9 protein-coding genes, 2 tRNA genes and 3 rRNA genes are annotated in these 16,705 nt (G+C 41.8%); 11 read left to right on the top strand and 3 right to left on the bottom strand.

Going from position 1 to position 16,705, the window contains the following annotated elements; all coding sequences use genetic code 11:
* Positions 1-6: 6 nt before the first annotated feature.
* Positions 7-1,674: a malonate decarboxylase subunit alpha gene (gene mdcA / locus IPMB12_RS01780; RefSeq protein ID WP_166914368.1), complete on the bottom strand. Its 1,668-nt coding sequence runs from the start codon at positions 1,672-1,674 to the stop codon at positions 7-9.
* A gap of 390 nt (positions 1,675-2,064) precedes the next feature.
* On the opposite strand from mdcA, the gene IPMB12_RS01785 reads away from it, so the two are divergent.
* On the top strand, positions 2,065-3,504 hold the full coding sequence (locus IPMB12_RS01785; RefSeq protein WP_166914370.1) for an amidase: 1,440 nt from the start codon (positions 2,065-2,067) through the stop codon (positions 3,502-3,504).
* A gap of 163 nt (positions 3,505-3,667) precedes the next feature.
* A complete protein-coding gene (locus tag IPMB12_RS01790) occupies positions 3,668-4,561 on the top strand; it encodes an EamA family transporter (RefSeq protein ID WP_166914372.1) in 894 nt (297 codons plus the stop codon).
* A 60-nt stretch (positions 4,562-4,621) separates the two neighbouring features.
* Here IPMB12_RS01790 and IPMB12_RS01795 read toward each other — a convergent pair whose 3' ends face one another.
* Positions 4,622-5,542 carry a LysR family transcriptional regulator gene (locus tag IPMB12_RS01795; RefSeq protein ID WP_166914374.1) on the bottom strand — a complete coding sequence of 307 codons (921 nt, stop codon included), beginning with the start codon at positions 5,540-5,542 and terminating at the stop codon, positions 4,622-4,624.
* A gap of 256 nt (positions 5,543-5,798) precedes the next feature.
* On the opposite strand from IPMB12_RS01795, the gene citG reads away from it, so the two are divergent.
* The 8 genes from citG to IPMB12_RS01835 all read left to right on the top strand — a co-directional run bounded on the left by citG (position 5,799) and on the right by IPMB12_RS01835 (position 14,666).
* Positions 5,799-6,698, top strand: coding sequence for a triphosphoribosyl-dephospho-CoA synthase CitG (citG, locus tag IPMB12_RS01800; protein WP_166914376.1), 900 nt, complete (start codon positions 5,799-5,801; stop codon positions 6,696-6,698).
* Positions 6,699-7,038: 340 nt separating this feature from the next.
* Positions 7,039-8,577 (top strand): 16S ribosomal RNA (locus IPMB12_RS01805).
* A gap of 66 nt (positions 8,578-8,643) precedes the next feature.
* Positions 8,644-8,720: transfer RNA gene (locus IPMB12_RS01810), tRNA-Ile, on the top strand.
* Positions 8,721-8,816: 96 nt separating this feature from the next.
* A tRNA-Ala gene (locus tag IPMB12_RS01815) sits at positions 8,817-8,892 on the top strand.
* Positions 8,893-9,124: 232 nt separating this feature from the next.
* Positions 9,125-12,021: ribosomal RNA gene (locus tag IPMB12_RS01820) — 23S ribosomal RNA — on the top strand.
* Between the two features lie 132 nt (positions 12,022-12,153).
* Positions 12,154-12,269, top strand: a 5S ribosomal RNA gene (gene rrf / locus IPMB12_RS01825).
* Together the 16S, 23S and 5S rRNA genes with 2 tRNA genes alongside form the textbook arrangement of a ribosomal RNA operon.
* Before the next feature lie 390 nt (positions 12,270-12,659).
* Positions 12,660-13,349, top strand: coding sequence for a response regulator transcription factor (locus IPMB12_RS01830; RefSeq protein WP_166917657.1), 690 nt, complete (start codon positions 12,660-12,662; stop codon positions 13,347-13,349).
* A gap of 33 nt (positions 13,350-13,382) precedes the next feature.
* Positions 13,383-14,666, top strand: coding sequence for an ATP-binding protein (locus tag IPMB12_RS01835; protein ID WP_166914378.1), 1,284 nt, complete (start codon positions 13,383-13,385; stop codon positions 14,664-14,666).
* Here the strand turns inward: IPMB12_RS01835 and IPMB12_RS01840 are convergent.
* Positions 14,663-15,388, bottom strand: coding sequence for a M15 family metallopeptidase (locus IPMB12_RS01840; RefSeq protein WP_166914380.1), 726 nt, complete (start codon positions 15,386-15,388; stop codon positions 14,663-14,665). The genes IPMB12_RS01835 and IPMB12_RS01840 overlap by 4 nt on opposite strands.
* A gap of 140 nt (positions 15,389-15,528) precedes the next feature.
* On the opposite strand from IPMB12_RS01840, the gene IPMB12_RS01845 reads away from it, so the two are divergent.
* Complete coding sequence (locus tag IPMB12_RS01845) at positions 15,529-16,701, top strand: bifunctional tRNA (adenosine(37)-C2)-methyltransferase TrmG/ribosomal RNA large subunit methyltransferase RlmN (RefSeq protein WP_166914382.1); 1,173 nt, start codon at positions 15,529-15,531, stop codon at positions 16,699-16,701.
* Positions 16,702-16,705: the final 4 nt, after the last annotated feature.

The following is a 16,705-nucleotide window of genomic DNA, read 5'->3' on the forward strand; positions in this document are numbered from 1 at the left end:
TCTCCTTTACCAGCTACGGAATTTAGCTGGAACGTTATAAAGACCACCTGACCATTCAACCAGTTCTGCCATACTTTTTGCAGCCAGTAGTGAGCGATTAGCACGGTTACGGTCAATGCCAAGATCTTCAGGATAGACAATCTTGCCTTCTGCTCTGAGGCGCTTTACTGTTTTTGGATCTGCAGTCATGCCGATATCTGTCACACCAGCCATTGCTGCGATCATGGCTTTTCTCTCTTCCAGTGATTTAGCCATATACAGATAAGCGATACCTTCTTCGGTTAGAAGGTGAGTGACATCATCACCATAAATCATCACCGGAGGTAATGGCATATTACTATCTTTGGCAACTTTGACTGCATCAAGCTGATTAACAAAGGTTGGATTATTTCTTGACTGGAAAGTCTCAACCATCTGAACCACAAGTTTACGTCCACGAGAGATCGTTTCGCCTTGTTGGTTATTAATCATATCCAGCCAGGCTTTAGAGGTATGACGACGACCATTTGGATTACTACCCATATTAGGCGCCCCACCAAAACCAGACAGACGACCACGAGTTACTGTTGATGAGTTACCTTCGTGATCCATTTGCAGGGTGGCGCCAATAAACATATCTACTGCATATTGTCCCGCCATTTGGCAAAATGCTCGGTTTGAACGCATACTGCCATCAGAACCGGTAAAGAAGATATCAGGGCGAGCTGCAATATAGTTTTCCATACCCAGTTCACTACCAAAACTATGCACACTTTCAACCCAGCCACTTTCAATTGCGGGAATAAGTGTTGGATGTGGGTTTAATGCCCAGTGTTTACAGATTTTGCCTCTCAGACCTAACTCATTACCATAAGTAGGTAAGAGTAATTCAATGGCTGCGGTATTAAAGCCAATACCATGATTGATGGTTTGTACCTCATGGCGGGCATAGATACCTTTAATTGCCATCATTCCCATTAGTACATGGATTGGTTTTATCTGACGCGGGTCACGTGTAAATAGTGGTTCAATATAGAAAGGTTTATCAGATTGAACAACAAAATCAACCCAGGAACCCGGAATATCAACACGTTTTAGGTCACGAGTATCTTCAACGATCTCATTTACCTGAGCAATGACAATTCCGTTTTTAAATGCGGCAGCTTCAATAATTGCTGGAGTGTCCTCTGTACTTGGTCCGGTATATAAGTTTCCTTCTTTATCCGCACTATAGGCAGCAATTAAGGCAACATTTGGAATTAAATCCATATATAGACGAGAGTACAATTCAATATAAGTATGAATATCACCAATTTCGATCGCACCATCTTCGATAAGTTGAGAGATACGTAAACTTTGCGGGCCAGAAAAGGAAAAATCCAGACGTTTGGCAATGCCTTTTTCAAAGATATCTAAGTGATCAGGTAGGCTCACTGTTGGCATAATCATATGTAGATTATTGACACTATTTGCTGATACCTTAGATAAGCTGCGTGCAAGAAAATCTGCTTGTTTCTGATTATTCCCCTCTAAAACGACACGATCGCCTGATTTAATTAGACGCTCAAGCGCCGGCACTATATCGCTAGTTGGAATGATTTTTTGTTTTACAATGCTTTGAACACTGTTAATGCGTTCAGCTTTATCCTGTCTTTTAGTATCCCATTTTTGCGAGCTGATTTTGTTACAAATCATGAAAATACCTCATATCTTACATTTTATTACTACATATATTGTCACTATACATACTATTTTCTGTTATGAATTAAATCCATTAGCCATCGATATTAACCGTTTCTATTTGGGTAATAATTCAGTCATATTAAATAATGATAGTAGATGTGATAATTAACCTGTTGATTTTTAAATAAAATATTGATTAATAATAATTTTAATTAAAAGTGTGTATCAATTGTATGTCAATAATAGTGTATTTGGAGTAACAAAAAAGTAAATCGTTTACTTTAAAGTAATGAAGTAACTCGTGGATTAATTTTCAAAGTAATTTATTACTTTTATAGTGATTAATAGCAGTATTAGCTGTTTTTTAACTGATTTTTTCTAACCATGAGAGGAAGAAGTTATATGAGTAAAATCAATAATCCTATAACAACGATGAGTGCATTAGAGCTATCTAAAGCAATTAAAGGTAAGCAAGTATCATGTGTTGAAGTCATGAATGCTTATTTAGATAAAATTGATGTGCTTAACCCGAAAGTAAATGCCATTGTTGCATTACAAGATCGTGATGATTTAGTAAAACAAGCAAAAGAGAAAGATCAAGAACTTGCAGCTGGCAAATATGCTGGATGGATGCACGGCTTCCCTCATGCTGTAAAAGATTTATCAGCAGTAAAAGGGATTGTCATGAGTAATGGTAGTCCACTGTTTAAAAACTTTGTTCCAGAAGCTGATTCAGTAATGGTAAGTCGCATCAGAAAAGCGGGCGCTATTATGATCGGTAAAACGAATACTCCTGAATTTGGTCTTGGTTCTAATACCAAAAACCCTGTTTACGGTACAACATTCAATGCTTATGACCAATCTAAAACATCTGGTGGTAGTAGTGGTGGTGCAGCAGTAGCGCTTGCATTACAAATGGTCCCAAGCGCTGATGGCAGCGATATGATGGGTTCACTACGTAATCCAGCTGCGTTTAATAACGTCATTGGTTTTAGACCAACTCAAGGCCGTGTTCCTTTTGGACCTGGTCCGGAAGTGTGGTTCTCACAACTTGGTTATGAAGGGCCTATGGGTCGTAATATTGCTGATACGGCAGAATTACTGAAAACTCAATCAGGTTTTGATTCTCGTGTTCCATTATCACTTGGTGATCCACTGGCGGAATTTGGTGTTCCACCGAAAAAACTCCGTATTGGTTGGTTAAAAGATATGGATGGTGGTTTAGACTTTGAGAAAGGGATTATTCCACTTTGTGAAAAAGCATTAAAAGTCTTTACTGATATGGGCCACATCGTTGAAGAAGTTAAACTTGATGTGACTCAGGAATTTATCTGGTCAACATGGTTAACTCAACGCCACTGGACAGTGTCTAATGGTTTACGTGTGTTTTATAACGACGCAGAAAAACGTAAATTATTAAAACCAGAAGCAATCTGGGAAATTGAAGGAGGCTTAAACTTAACGGGTCAGGACGTGTTCCAGGCAGGTGTTCGCCGTACGACAATTTATCAGGCATTTAATAAATTATTTGCATCTTATGACATTCTTGTGCTTCCAACAGCTCAAATGTTCCCATTTGATCCAACTAACCACTCACCAATGGAACTTAATGGTAAGAAACTAGACACTTACCACCGTTATATGGAAGTGGTAACGCCGGGTACATTATCTGGTTGTCCGGTTCTGAATGTACCAGTTGGATTCAACGAAAAAGGCCTGCCAATGGGTATGCAATTGATCGGCCCATATGCTAAAGATATGGAACTTCTTAACATTGGTTATGTTTATGAGCAAGCGACTCGCTGGAATCTTGATCATAAACCGGCACTATTAAAAGATTAATTAATACATAATCCTCACAACCATATCAAAAGAGCACTGCACTCTTTGCCGATATGGTTGTGAATATCTAAATATTTTAATTTATTAAATCCTATTTATTAGGTGTGGCTCTCTATTTTCGATCAACTGTAGATTGTATCGTTAGAGTAAGAGCAGGTATGTGATGAACTCAATAATCAAATATGTTTTTATGGTTGCATTTGCAGCCGCGTGTAACGGTTTACTTTCAATTATCTTCAAATTTGCCCTTAATGATCATGTCAACACAAGTTACTTATTATTAATTGGCGCAACCATCGCAGTTATCTTTTTTGCTTTAATTATTTTTATCAAAAAAAACGTCTATTTTAATCTAAGGCAGTGTTTACCTTTAGTTATTGTGGGCTTATTTCTGGGAGCAACAGCATTTACTTTTTCTAAAGCGGTGGAGAATTTATCTGCATCAATGGCGGTATTGTTGCAATTTCAGTTCACCTGGATTGCGATTGTCATCAATGCCGTTTATTGTCGGCAGATACCAAGTAAGACCAAGGTCTTTGCCATTGTACTGATTTTAATTGGTACTGTATTTGCGACCAATATTATCGGTAGTGGTGAGGCAATTCATTTATCAATAGTGGGCGTTGTATTTGGCTTATTATGTGCTAGTTGTTTTGGTTTTTATATTTTTGCTAATGAGCACATTCAGGCAGATTTACACTGGTCATTAAGAGCATTTTATATCATGGTAGGTTCATTGATTTTTACGATCATCATTACTGTGCCAGATATTATGTCTAACCCGCAAATTGAAGGTCAGGCATCTCTTGCAATAACATTAACGCATAGCTCTATTTTGGCTTTATTTGGGTATTGTATCCCGATTGTCTTTTTTGCTATTGGTATTCCAAAAGTAGGGGCGACAATTAGCGCTATGTTAAGTGCTCTGGAACTTCCGGTTGCTATTATTGCAGCCATGTTTTTACTCCATGAGAGTGTTTCGATTCTACAGTGGGTTGGGGTTATTCTGATTGTGATTAGTTTATTAATCAGAGAGCCTAAGAAAGCAACTCACTGATCATTTTTACTAATTAACGCGTATTAATCAATACGCGTTAATTTAAGTCGTACTTTTAACTTATTGTTGTGCCATAGTTCTGGCGTACATTCGACATTCAGCGGTTAACGCTAAAAGATTTGGATCGTGTTCGCGGTTACGTAAAAAAGCCAGAATAATTTTTTGTTTGGCTCGGTATTCCTGATTCAGCGGTAGTAATCGAACATTATTTTCATATACCTTTCTCATTCTTCCTGGAATAAGTGCATAACCTACACCTGCCTGTACTAAACTCAACATAGAGAATATATCATGCACCTGTACGGCAATTTTGGGCTCAAATCCAGCGATACGGAAACACTCCTGTAACTCATAATAGGAGCCAAAGCCTTCAGTGAGCGCCACAAATGATTCATGTTTAAGATTACGAAGGTCAACGGATTCATCCGGTGACAGTGCTGAATTGATTGGGGCGGCCAGAAAGATTTCATCTTCTAAAAGTGGCAGACTCTCATAACGCTGATGATCAAATGTCGATCGTGGTTGATGAATTAGTACAGCATCAAGCTGTTGTTCATCCAGCTTTGTTAATAGTTCCTGATTGGAACCCATAATCAGTTTAATTTCGGTATTAGGCCGGCGAGCTTTCATATTACTCATAATTGTTGGTACAGTTTGTAGCATGAGTGAATATAAGCAACCTAAGCGTAGTGACATTTGCCCAAAACCGGCAGAAGCACGAGTTGCCTGAATTCCACGTTCCATCAACTCTAAGATATTTCTACTATAATCAGCAAGTACAGTGGCACTATCCATCGGTAGAAGGTTACGTCCTTTATGGACAAACAGAGGGCAGCGCAGTCCTTCTTCAAGAGAATGCAAAGCGCGGTGCACACTAACTGGGCTTAAGCCAAGTTGTTCTGCACTTCGTGCAATATTTTGTTTTTCCATATAAGCTAGAAATATTTCTAATTTACGGAAAGTGATTTCGCTATCAATCATAGAGCCCTCTGCTGGACAATAAATACAGTAATAAAACTAACTTCACTTATTTAATGAGTAATTTAAATAAGTTGTTATATCTTAGTCAATAAATGAAAGATAAATTGAGTTTGAGTTAACATTATTGAACAATTTTTATTACTCTTAAGTTAACGATCAGACACAAGGTTTAATTAACATTTCAGTGAATGTTGATTGATACTATTATAGAATCGATAAGTTATTTATACGGGTTTGTTAAAATGAGTGAATATAAATGACTAATAAACAATCTTTAGAGCTCTCTCCTTCAGTCGTTTTAACCTCCTCTCCGGCCCAACTTACCGGGCAAGCTCTGCAGAGAGAAGTTGACTTAACGCCCAAACCAGGACTGGTTGATCGCAATAATTCCGGTGCTCATAAAGATATGGATTATGGATTGTTCTTATCCAGTATTAACGCAATTATTCCCTTTTTCGATCAATTTTATTATACCGGTAAGCAATACGCAGATATCCCTGTCACTGATTTTCTGGCTAAAATTCGACCTGTCGGCATTGCCTGTGAGCAAGCGATGTTTAATGCGACTAAAGGTGTTAATACCCATAAAGGCGCAATTTTTGCCTTTGGCTTATTCTGCTCCGTTATTGGTCGTCTGGATCAACAACAGAAAAAAGTGAATGTCACGTCAATTTGTGATGAAGTGGCATCAGTATGTACAGGCCTTGTTGAAAAAGAACTTAATCAAACCGTGAAAGTAAATACTGTCGGAGAACGTCTGTTCAAACAGTTTGGCTTCACTGGAGCAAGAGGAGAGGCTGCTAGTGGTTATGCTACAATAAGAGAGATTGCACTACCAACTTATATTAAGGCAAAAGCTAAAGGATATGACGAAGAAATGGTTTTATCTGAAACGCTGCTCCATTTATTTGCTTATAATAACGATACGAATGTTGTATCACGTGGTGGGCTTGCCGGATTACAGTTTCTGCAACAAAGCGCCAGAGGACTGATTCAACAGGGTGGCATGTTAAATTCTGACAATCATAAACAGTGGCAGGAATTAGATGTTGCCATGATTGAGCGCAATCTCAGTCCCGGCGGTAGTGCTGATTTACTAGCAGTAACCTGGTTCTTATCTCATTATAAAGACTCGTCTGATAGTGCATATTCTTAGGGAATTGATAGATTTCTTTGTGCGTAACATAACTTATTAAATGAGGGAAATTTAATAGATTTGTGGAAATAATGTTCAATTGAAATTTATTTACTACTTTCTCTTGAAAACAGTATTGACATAAAAAAGGGTAAGGCGTAGTATACGCAGCCCTTGGACAGCGAAAGTTGAGAAGACTTTGAATCAGCTGTCAGCTCTTTAAAAACTTGAACAGACAATCTGTGTGGGCACTTACAGGACGAAAAATATAGTCTACGGACTTAAAAATTAAGTCTTGATGAGTGACACAAGAATCATTTGAAATGAAATTTATGTCAACATTCATTGAGCATCAAACTTTAAATTGAAGAGTTTGATCATGGCTCAGATTGAACGCTGGCGGCAGGCTTAACACATGCAAGTCGAACGGTAACAGAGGAGCTTGCTCTTGCTGACGAGTGGCGGACGGGTGAGTAATGTATGGGGATCTGCCGGATGGAAGGGGACAACAGTTGGAAACGACTGCTAATACCGTATAATGTCGCAAGACCAAAGCATGGGACCTTCGGGCCATGTGCCATCTGATGAACCCATATGGGATTAGCTAGTAGGTGAGGTAATGGCTCACCTAGGCGACGATCTCTAGCTGGTCTGAGAGGATGACCAGCCACACTGGAACTGAGACACGGTCCAGACTCCTACGGGAGGCAGCAGTGGGGAATATTGCACAATGGGGGAAACCCTGATGCAGCCATGCCGCGTGTATGAAGAAGGCCTTCGGGTTGTAAAGTACTTTCGGTGAGGAGGAAGGGTGTATATCTAATAGGTGTACACATTGACGTTACTCACAGAAGAAGCACCGGCTAACTCCGTGCCAGCAGCCGCGGTAATACGGAGGGTGCGAGCGTTAATCGGAATGACTGGGCGTAAAGGGCATGTAGGTGGGTCATTAAGTTAGGTGTGAAAGCCCCGGGCTCAACCTGGGAATTGCACTTAAAACTGGTGGTCTAGAGTACTGAAGAGGAAGGTAGAATTCCATGTGTAGCGGTGAAATGCGTAGAGATGTGGAGGAATACCGGTGGCGAAGGCGGCCTTCTGGTCAGATACTGACGCTGAGATGCGAAAGCGTGGGGAGCAAACAGGATTAGATACCCTGGTAGTCCACGCTGTAAACGATGTCAATTTGGAGTTTGCTGCCTTGAGTGGTGGGCTCCGAAGCTAACGCGATAAATTGACCGCCTGGGGAGTACGGCCGCAAGGTTAAAACTCAAATGAATTGACGGGGGCCCGCACAAGCGGTGGAGCATGTGGTTTAATTCGATGCAACGCGAAGAACCTTACCTGGTCTTGACATCCATAGAACTTAGCAGAGATGCTTTGGTGCCTTCGGGAGCTATGAGACAGGTGCTGCATGGCTGTCGTCAGCTCGTGTTGTGAAATGTTGGGTTAAGTCCCGCAACGAGCGCAACCCCTATCCTTTGTTGCCAGCACGTAATGGTGGGAACTCAAAGGAGACTGCCGTTGATAAAGCGGAGGAAGGTGGGGATGACGTCAAGTCATCATGGCCCTTACGACCAGGGCTACACACGTGCTACAATGGCGCATACAAAGAGAAGCGAACTTGCGAGAGTAAGCGGACCTCATAAAGTGCGTCTAAGTCCGGATTGGAGTCTGCAACTCGACTCCATGAAGTCGGAATCGCTAGTAATCGTAGATCAGAATGCTACGGTGAATACGTTCCCGGGCCTTGTACACACCGCCCGTCACACCATGGGAGTGGGTTGCAAAAGAAGTAGGTAGCTTAACCGTAAGGAGGGCGCTTACCACTTTGTGATTCATGACTGGGGTGAAGTCGTAACAAGGTAACCGTAGGGGAACCTGCGGTTGGATCACCTCCTTACTACGAGTTTCTGTAAGTGTTCACACAGATTGTTTGTTTAACAGAAGAAAGAGAAATCACTTTATTGGGTCTGTAGCTCAGGTGGTTAGAGCGCACCCCTGATAAGGGTGAGGTCGGTGGTTCAAGTCCACTCAGACCCACCAATTCCATTTATCCCTGGTGGTTAAGTGAATTGGAGATGCAACGCGACAACATAAAAGCGAACGCAATAACAGTAAAGTGACAAACTGACGTGAAAAGGGGCTATAGCTCAGCTGGGAGAGCGCCTGCCTTGCACGCAGGAGGCCAGCGGTTCGATCCCGCTTAGCTCCACCATCCATTTCCGTTTTTATCTCTCTTTCAAACTTATCTCAAAGCACATTATGCATGAATAAAGATGTATGAGTGTGTTATGAGATAATTGCTCTTTAACAATATGGAACAAGCTGAAAAAATAACGAGTTCTCGAGCTGGTTGTGCGGTGTGTATTGGTATTTTTATTGATACGTGCGGTATGACAGAGTAAGAGAGAAGACTTATAGCTGTTAGAGACATCTAAGAGTTGTAAGGTTAAGAAATTAAGCGTACACGGTGGATGCCTAGGCAATCAGAGGCGAAGAAGGACGTGTTAATCTGCGAAAAGCGACGGTGAGCCGATAAAAGGCGCTATAGCCGTTGATGTCCGAATGGGGAAACCCAGTGTATTTTATACACTATCCTTAACTGAATACATAGGTTAAGGAGGCAAACCGGGAGAACTGAAACATCTAAGTACCCCGAGGAAAAGAAATCAACCGAGATTCCCCCAGTAGCGGCGAGCGAACGGGGAGGAGCCCAAAGCGGGTAGTATGTTATGTTAGTGGAAGCGTCTGGAAAGTCGCACGACAGAGGGTGATAGTCCCGTACACAAAAATGTAGCATATGGAAGCTTGAAGAGTAGGGCGGGACACGTGATATCCTGTCTGAAGATGGGGGGACCATCCTCCAAGGCTAAATACTCCTGATTGACCGATAGTGAACCAGTACCGTGAGGGAAAGGCGAAAAGAACCCCGGCGAGGGGAGTGAAAGAGAACCTGAAACCGTGTACGTACAAGCAGTGGGAGCTGCTACCGTTGGGTAGTGGTGACTGCGTACCTTTTGTATAATGGGTCAGCGACTTATATTCTGTAGCAAGGTTAACCGAATAGGGGAGCCGAAGGGAAACCGAGTCTTAACTGGGCGTTAAGTTGCAGGGTATAGACCCGAAACCCGGTGATCTAGCCATGGGCAGGTTGAAGGTTGGTTAACACTAACTGGAGGACCGAACCGACTAATGTTGAAAAATTAGCGGATGACTTGTGGCTGGGGGTGAAAGGCCAATCAAACCGGGAGATAGCTGGTTCTCCCCGAAAGCTATTTAGGTAGCGCCTCATGTATAACCATTGGGGGTAGAGCACTGTTTCGACTAGGGGTCCATCCCGGATTACCAACTCGATGCAAACTCCGAATACCGATGAGTTTTAGCATGGGAGACACACGGCGGGTGCTAACGTTCGTCGTGAAGAGGGAAACAACCCAGACCGCCAGCTAAGGTCCCAAAGTCATAGTTAAGTGGGAAACGAAGTGGGAAGGCTTAGACAGCTAGGATGTTGGCTTAGAAGCAGCCATCATTTAAAGAAAGCGTAATAGCTCACTAGTCGAGTCGGCCTGCGCGGAAGATGTAACGGGGCTAAACTATGCACCGAAGCTGCGGCAGTATACGTAAGTATATTGGGTAGGGGAGCGTTCTGTAAGCCTGCGAAGGTGAATCGAGAGGTTTGCTGGAGGTATCAGAAGTGCGAATGCTGACATAAGTAACGATAATGCGGGTGAAAAGCCCGCACGCCGGAAGACCAAGGGTTCCTGTCCAACGTTAATCGGGGCAGGGTGAGTCGACCCCTAAGGCGAGGCCGAAAGGCGTAGTCGATGGGAAACGGGTTAATATTCCCGTACTGGTGTATATTGCGATGGGGGGACGGAGAAGGCTAGGTTTACCAACTATCGGATGTTGGGTTAAGCGTGTAGGTGTGTGGTTAGGCAAATCCGGCCACTGTAACACTGAGGCGTGATGACGAGGCACTACGGTGCTGAAGTAACTGATGCCCTGCTTCCAGGAAAAGCCTCTAAGCTTCAGGTATACACTAATCGTACCCCAAACCGACACAGGTGGTCAGGTAGAGAATACTCAGGCGCTTGAGAGAACTCGGGTGAAGGAACTAGGCAAAATGGTGCCGAAACTTCGGGAGAAGGCACGCTGATGGTAATTGAAGTCCCTTGCGGATGGAGGTGAAGTCAGTCGAAGATACCAGCTGGCTGCAACTGTTTAATAAAAACACAGCACTGTGCAAACACGAAAGTGGACGTATACGGTGTGACGCCTGCCCGGTGCTGGAAGGTTAATTGATGGGGTTAGCGTAAGCGAAGCTCTTGATCGAAGCCCCAGTAAACGGCGGCCGTAACTATAACGGTCCTAAGGTAGCGAAATTCCTTGTCGGGTAAGTTCCGACCTGCACGAATGGCGTAATGATGGCCAGGCTGTCTCCACCCGAGACTCAGTGAAATTGAAATCGCCGTGAAGATGCGGTGTACCCGTGGCAAGACGGAAAGACCCCGTGAACCTTTACTATAGCTTGACAGTGAACATTGAGCCTTAATGTGTAGGATAGGTGGGAGACTTAGAAGTGTGAACGCCAGTTTGCATGGAGTCGACCTTGAAATACCACCCTTTAATGTTTGATGTTCTAACCTAGCATGCTGAATCGCGTGTAGGGACACTGTCTGGTGGGTAGTTTGACTGGGGCGGTCTCCTCCCAAAGAGTAACGGAGGAGCACGAAGGTTAGCTAATCCTGGTCGGACATCAGGAGGTTAGTGCAATGGCATAAGCTAGCTTGACTGCGAGAGCGACGGTTCGAGCAGGTACGAAAGTAGGTCATAGTGATCCGGTGGTTCTGAATGGAAGGGCCATCGCTCAACGGATAAAAGGTACTCCGGGGATAACAGGCTGATACCGCCCAAGAGTTCATATCGACGGCGGTGTTTGGCACCTCGATGTCGGCTCATCACATCCTGGGGCTGAAGTAGGTCCCAAGGGTACGGCTGTTCGCCGTTTAAAGTGGTACGCGAGCTGGGTTTAGAACGTCGTGAGACAGTTCGGTCCCTATCTGCCATGGGCGCAGGAGAATTGAGGGGGTTTGCTTCTAGTACGAGAGGACCGAAGTGAACGCACCACTGGTGTTCGGGTTGTGATGCCAATTGCATTGCCCGGTAGCTACGTGCGGAATAGATAAGCGCTGAAAGCATCTAAGCGCGAAACTAGCCCCGAGATGAGTTCTCCCAGTGGAGACACTGTAAGGTTCGTTCGAGACCAGGACGTAGATAGGTTGGGTGTGTAAGCACAGCGATGTGTTGAGCTAACCAATACTAATGAACCGAGAGTCTTAACCTTACAACTCTGAGGTGTTTTTGACGATAAGTGAAGACGCTGAGGGTTGACTTGTTATGTTGATATGGGGTAGCGCAGGCTATCGAGAGTATCATGACTCAGCTTGTTTTATGTTGAAGAGACAGACGGAATATGTCTGGCTGCGATAACGCAATGGTCCCACCTGATCCCATGCCGAACTCAGAAGTGAAACGTTGTGGTGCCGATGGTAGTGTGGGGAGTCCCCATGTGAGAGTAGGGAACAGCCAGGCTTTTAACTATGAATAGCCCAGTTTAGCGACTGGGCTTTTTTTATGCCTGTGATTTGGGGTGGGATGCAGGTATGATATTGGTTTCATCTGGTGACACTTTACACGGTGGATATATACCACTTCTCCTATCTTGTTCTATTTTATCTATTTTCTTAAAACAATATATCTTCCAATTCAGGTAAAATTATAAATAGATGTTTCTTTTTTGCACTACTTCATCTATTCTGATCATGTTATCGAACTACTTTTTAATTTAAGCATAAATTGCCATAATTGCTTGATTTTAAGCCGAATGTAAGATTTTAGTAAATTTGACTGACATTTGTTTATTTATTAATAATAATGGCGCTTGTATAACTGAATATAATAAAAGAAGTAGAAAATATTATGATAAATATTCTATTAATTGATGATGACGTAGAGCTATCTCAAATGTTAGGTGAGTATTTAACGAATGAAAGTTTTAATGTAAAAGTTGTGAATACAGGTTATCAGGGAATCGAAGAAGCGCTCTCTAACAAATATAAAGCAATTATTCTTGATATCATGCTACCGGATATAAGTGGTATTGATGTTTTAAAGCAAATTCGTAAAACTAGTCACCTTCCCGTCATTATGTTAACAGCCAAAGGCGACAATATTGATCGAGTCCTCGGTCTTGAACTTGGCGCTGATGATTATATCCCCAAACCTTGTTACCCAAGAGAGCTGCTTGCCAGACTTCGAGCTGTTTTGCGTCGTTTGGATGAACCCGCTTCTGAAACGACTTCAACGAGCGACAGTAAAAAGTTCTTTTATAAAGGCTTAGTTTTGGATGTTCCACAGCGTTTATGTTTATGGGATGACAAACCTATTGATCTGACTTCAACTGAATTTAATTTGTTGGCATTATTGTTGAAAAACAGCGATCGTGTGGTCACTAAAGAAGAGTTATCTGAACAAGGTCTTGGGCGTACCAGGGAATTGTATGATCGTAGTGTAGATGTTCATATTAGTAATATTCGTCAAAAATTGTCTCAGATTACTAATGGTGCAATTTCTATAGAAACAATTCGAGCTGTTGGCTATAGAATTCGTTAATATTGTTCTCACTAATACGCGTGAGTTAATGTTATGAGTAGACGCCTGTTTTGGAAGATCCTGTTAACATTCTGGGTGATCTTCGTGATCGCCTTCCAAACCACATGGACACTATTTTATATCTATGTTGAAAAGAATCGTGAAGAGTTTCATGTTTCTACTAAAATTCAGATTATCTCTCAATTAATCCACCTCTCAGGTACTGAAGAAGCTGATCGTTTTATTGCCAGCCTGCCAGAACCTGAGCGTTATTATTATGATATTCTGTTAATTCCTCTGGAAGAAACTCAAAAACAGTTTTGGGAAGATAATTATCTTTTTTATGATTATAAACAAGCGGCGACATCACCAGATGGGGTGACTTATTTGGTGGCTTTTGCTGATATTGGTGATAATAAAAAAAGCCAGTTACTCTTTAATATGCCCATACCTTTAATACTGATGGGCGGATTCAGTGGATTAATTTTTAGTGTTTTACTCACCTGGAACTTAACACGACCTTTAAAAGTTCTGCAACGTGGTTTTTCTCGCGTTGCTCAGGGTGATCTTTCTGTGAGGCTGTTTTCTAAATTACGTCGTCGCCATGATGAGCTTAGTGACGTAGCGCGTGATTTTGATCTGATGGTTGAGCACTTACATATTCTCATGACAGAAAGACAAATGTTACTCGACGATGTCTCTCATGAACTTAGAACACCATTGGCACGTTTACAACTTGCAATCGGTTTAGCCCAACAAAATAAACAGAATATTGAAAGTTCATTACAGCGGATTGAACTGGAATCACAAAGACTTGATCGACTTATTGGTGAAATATTGTCGTTTTCCCGTTCTCAGATTGAAGACCGTCTGGATGAATATTTTGACCTGAAAGACTTATTAATTATTGTGGTCAGTGATGCTTCTTATGAAGGTCAGACACAAAATATTAAAGTCAAATTTGAGGCCTCACCACTCATAAAGCATTCAATTATTAAAGGTAATGCGGAGCAAATTCGGCGGGCAATTGAAAATATTATTCGTAATGCTATGAAGTATTCTAATCGTGGTAATAAAGTCTCTATTTCATTAAAAGAAATCGGCAAGTTCTTACAAATTGATGTTAAAGATCAGGGACCGGGTGTTGAAGAGAGCAAACTATCACGTATTTTTGAGCCGTTTGTTCGTATTCCGACCCCAAATATCGCTAAAGGTTATGGACTGGGGCTGGCCATTGCACGCAAAACTGTTCAGGCACACAATGGCACAATTCAGGCTACAAATATTAGTTCCGGTGGCTTACAAGTCACGATTAAAATTCCATACTGGAGTGACTAGTAGCAATCTGTATTAACCGAAAGTACGTATTGTCCCAGCAGGGTTTTTAAATCTAACTCTTTATGACCGGCAAAATTTAATTTATTAATAATCACTTCCGGCTGTGTCTCAAGGAGATATTTATATCTGGCAATATATTGCTTTGCGATAGGCCTGTAAGACCAGTGCCACTCTTCAGGTAAGTAACCAGCGTCACGCCCTTCATTAAAAGCCTGGCAAAAACCGTATTTAGGCATATTTTCCACTAACCATTGATAAAGAATTTTACCCTTCGGATCTTGCTGGAAATAACTGGAAGATACGCTGGTAATATCTACATCAGTTCCCCAGTGATGGCGTGATGAGCCTGGCATTGACGAATATTGTAAAATATCTGCTGCTGTTTGCGTTGCATTATTATATTTAGGATAGAGACTATTCCATTTACGCTGCCAAATACCATTTTGGTAAGTGTAGTTACGTGTTGCACTGACAATCACAAAAGGGATATTGGGATGAGCCGCTTTAAAAGCGTGATAAGCTTCAATCAGCTTATTCAATGGTTCTTTTTGTAAATACATACCTGTTTTATTAACCGGTAAAATCGTTGAGTCTAGAGCTACATAATTTGGATGGCTCTTTTCATTAAATTGTCCGATTAATTCATCTAACTGAATAACTTGTTGTGTGCTCATAGAATAAAAAGAAATAGTTAGCAGTAAAGTTAAAATATATTTTTTCATAATCGATTAATAGTTTATCTCATGTCAGATAGATTATACCTAATTTTGCGGGAAGACTCGTAAAGTTTCTTTTTAATCACGAATTCTACTAGCCGACTGATAATTAAATCCGTATAATCAGCCTTCTGTTTTCTGCCATAATGTGTAATAACGAGGCACTGTATATGTCACATCTTGCAACAACACCTGTAAAAGAAAAAATTAACTTACTTGATCTTAATCGCCCGGCACTACGCGAGCTCTTCATATCGCTTGGTGAAAAGCCATTCCGTGCCGACCAAATTATGAAATGGATCTACCATTTTGGCTGTGATGATTTTGATCAGATGACGGATATTAATAAAAAACTCCGTGAACAATTAAAAGAAATTGCCGTTATTAAAGCACCTGAGATTGCTGTTGAACAGCGTTCAAGTGATGGCACTATCAAATGGGCATTAACCGTTGATGGTAATCAGCAAATTGAGGCCGTCTATATTCCTGAACGTGATCGCGCAACGTTATGTGTTTCTTCACAAGTTGGCTGTGCTTTGGAATGTAAATTTTGTTCAACGGCTCAACAAGGCTTTAATCGTAACCTGCGTGTGTCTGAAATTATTGGTCAAGTCTGGCGCGCATCTAAAGTCATTGGTAATACTGGTGTTACCGGGCAGCGTCCTATCACCAACGTAGTAATGATGGGGATGGGTGAGCCATTACTTAATCTGTCCAACGTGGTACCCGCGATGGAAATTATGCTGGATGATTTTGGCTATGGTTTGTCTAAACGCCGTGTGACATTATCTACTTCTGGCGTTGTACCGGCGCTTGATAAGCTGGCGGAACAGATCGATGTTGCTCTGGCAATATCTCTCCATGCGCCAAATGATACGATTCGTAGTCAGATTATGCCGATCAATGATAAATATAATATGGATTTATTACTGGATTCGGTGAATCGTTATTTGGCAAAATCTAATGCAAATCACGGTAAAGTGACGATTGAATACGTATTACTAAATCATGTTAATGATGGTGTTGAGCACGCTAAAGAATTAGCCGAAAAATTAAAAAACACACCATGTAAGATCAATCTGATCCCGTGGAATCCGTTCCCGGGTGCGCCTTATGATCGTAGTTCTAATACCCGCATTGACCGCTTTATGAAAACATTAATGGAATATGGCTATACCGTTATCGTACGTAAAACCCGTGGTGATGATATTGATGCTGCCTGCGGACAGCTGGCTGGTGACGTTATCGACAGAACTAAACGTACCCAAATGAATTCAACAATGGTGAAAAACAGAATTCCAGTCATGCAACGCTCATGATATA

This window comes from Zophobihabitans entericus (assembly GCF_011745665.1).
Lineage (GTDB): Bacteria > Pseudomonadota > Gammaproteobacteria > Enterobacterales > Orbaceae > Zophobihabitans > Zophobihabitans entericus.

Excerpts from the sequence above, each read along its gene's own strand:
- mdcA (WP_166914368.1), bottom strand. The coding sequence starts at position 1,674 with ATGATTTGTAACAAAATCAGCTCGCAAAAATGGGATACTAAAAGACAG.
- IPMB12_RS01785 (WP_166914370.1), top strand. The coding sequence starts at position 2,065 with ATGAGTAAAATCAATAATCCTATAACAACGATGAGTGCATTAGAGCTA.
- IPMB12_RS01790 (WP_166914372.1), top strand. The coding sequence starts at position 3,668 with ATGAACTCAATAATCAAATATGTTTTTATGGTTGCATTTGCAGCCGCG.
- IPMB12_RS01795 (WP_166914374.1), bottom strand. The coding sequence starts at position 5,542 with ATGATTGATAGCGAAATCACTTTCCGTAAATTAGAAATATTTCTAGCT.
- citG (WP_166914376.1), top strand. The coding sequence starts at position 5,799 with ATGACTAATAAACAATCTTTAGAGCTCTCTCCTTCAGTCGTTTTAACC.
- IPMB12_RS01835 (WP_166914378.1), top strand. The coding sequence starts at position 13,383 with ATGAGTAGACGCCTGTTTTGGAAGATCCTGTTAACATTCTGGGTGATC.
- IPMB12_RS01840 (WP_166914380.1), bottom strand. The coding sequence starts at position 15,388 with ATGAAAAAATATATTTTAACTTTACTGCTAACTATTTCTTTTTATTCT.
- IPMB12_RS01845 (WP_166914382.1), top strand. The coding sequence starts at position 15,529 with ATGTGTAATAACGAGGCACTGTATATGTCACATCTTGCAACAACACCT.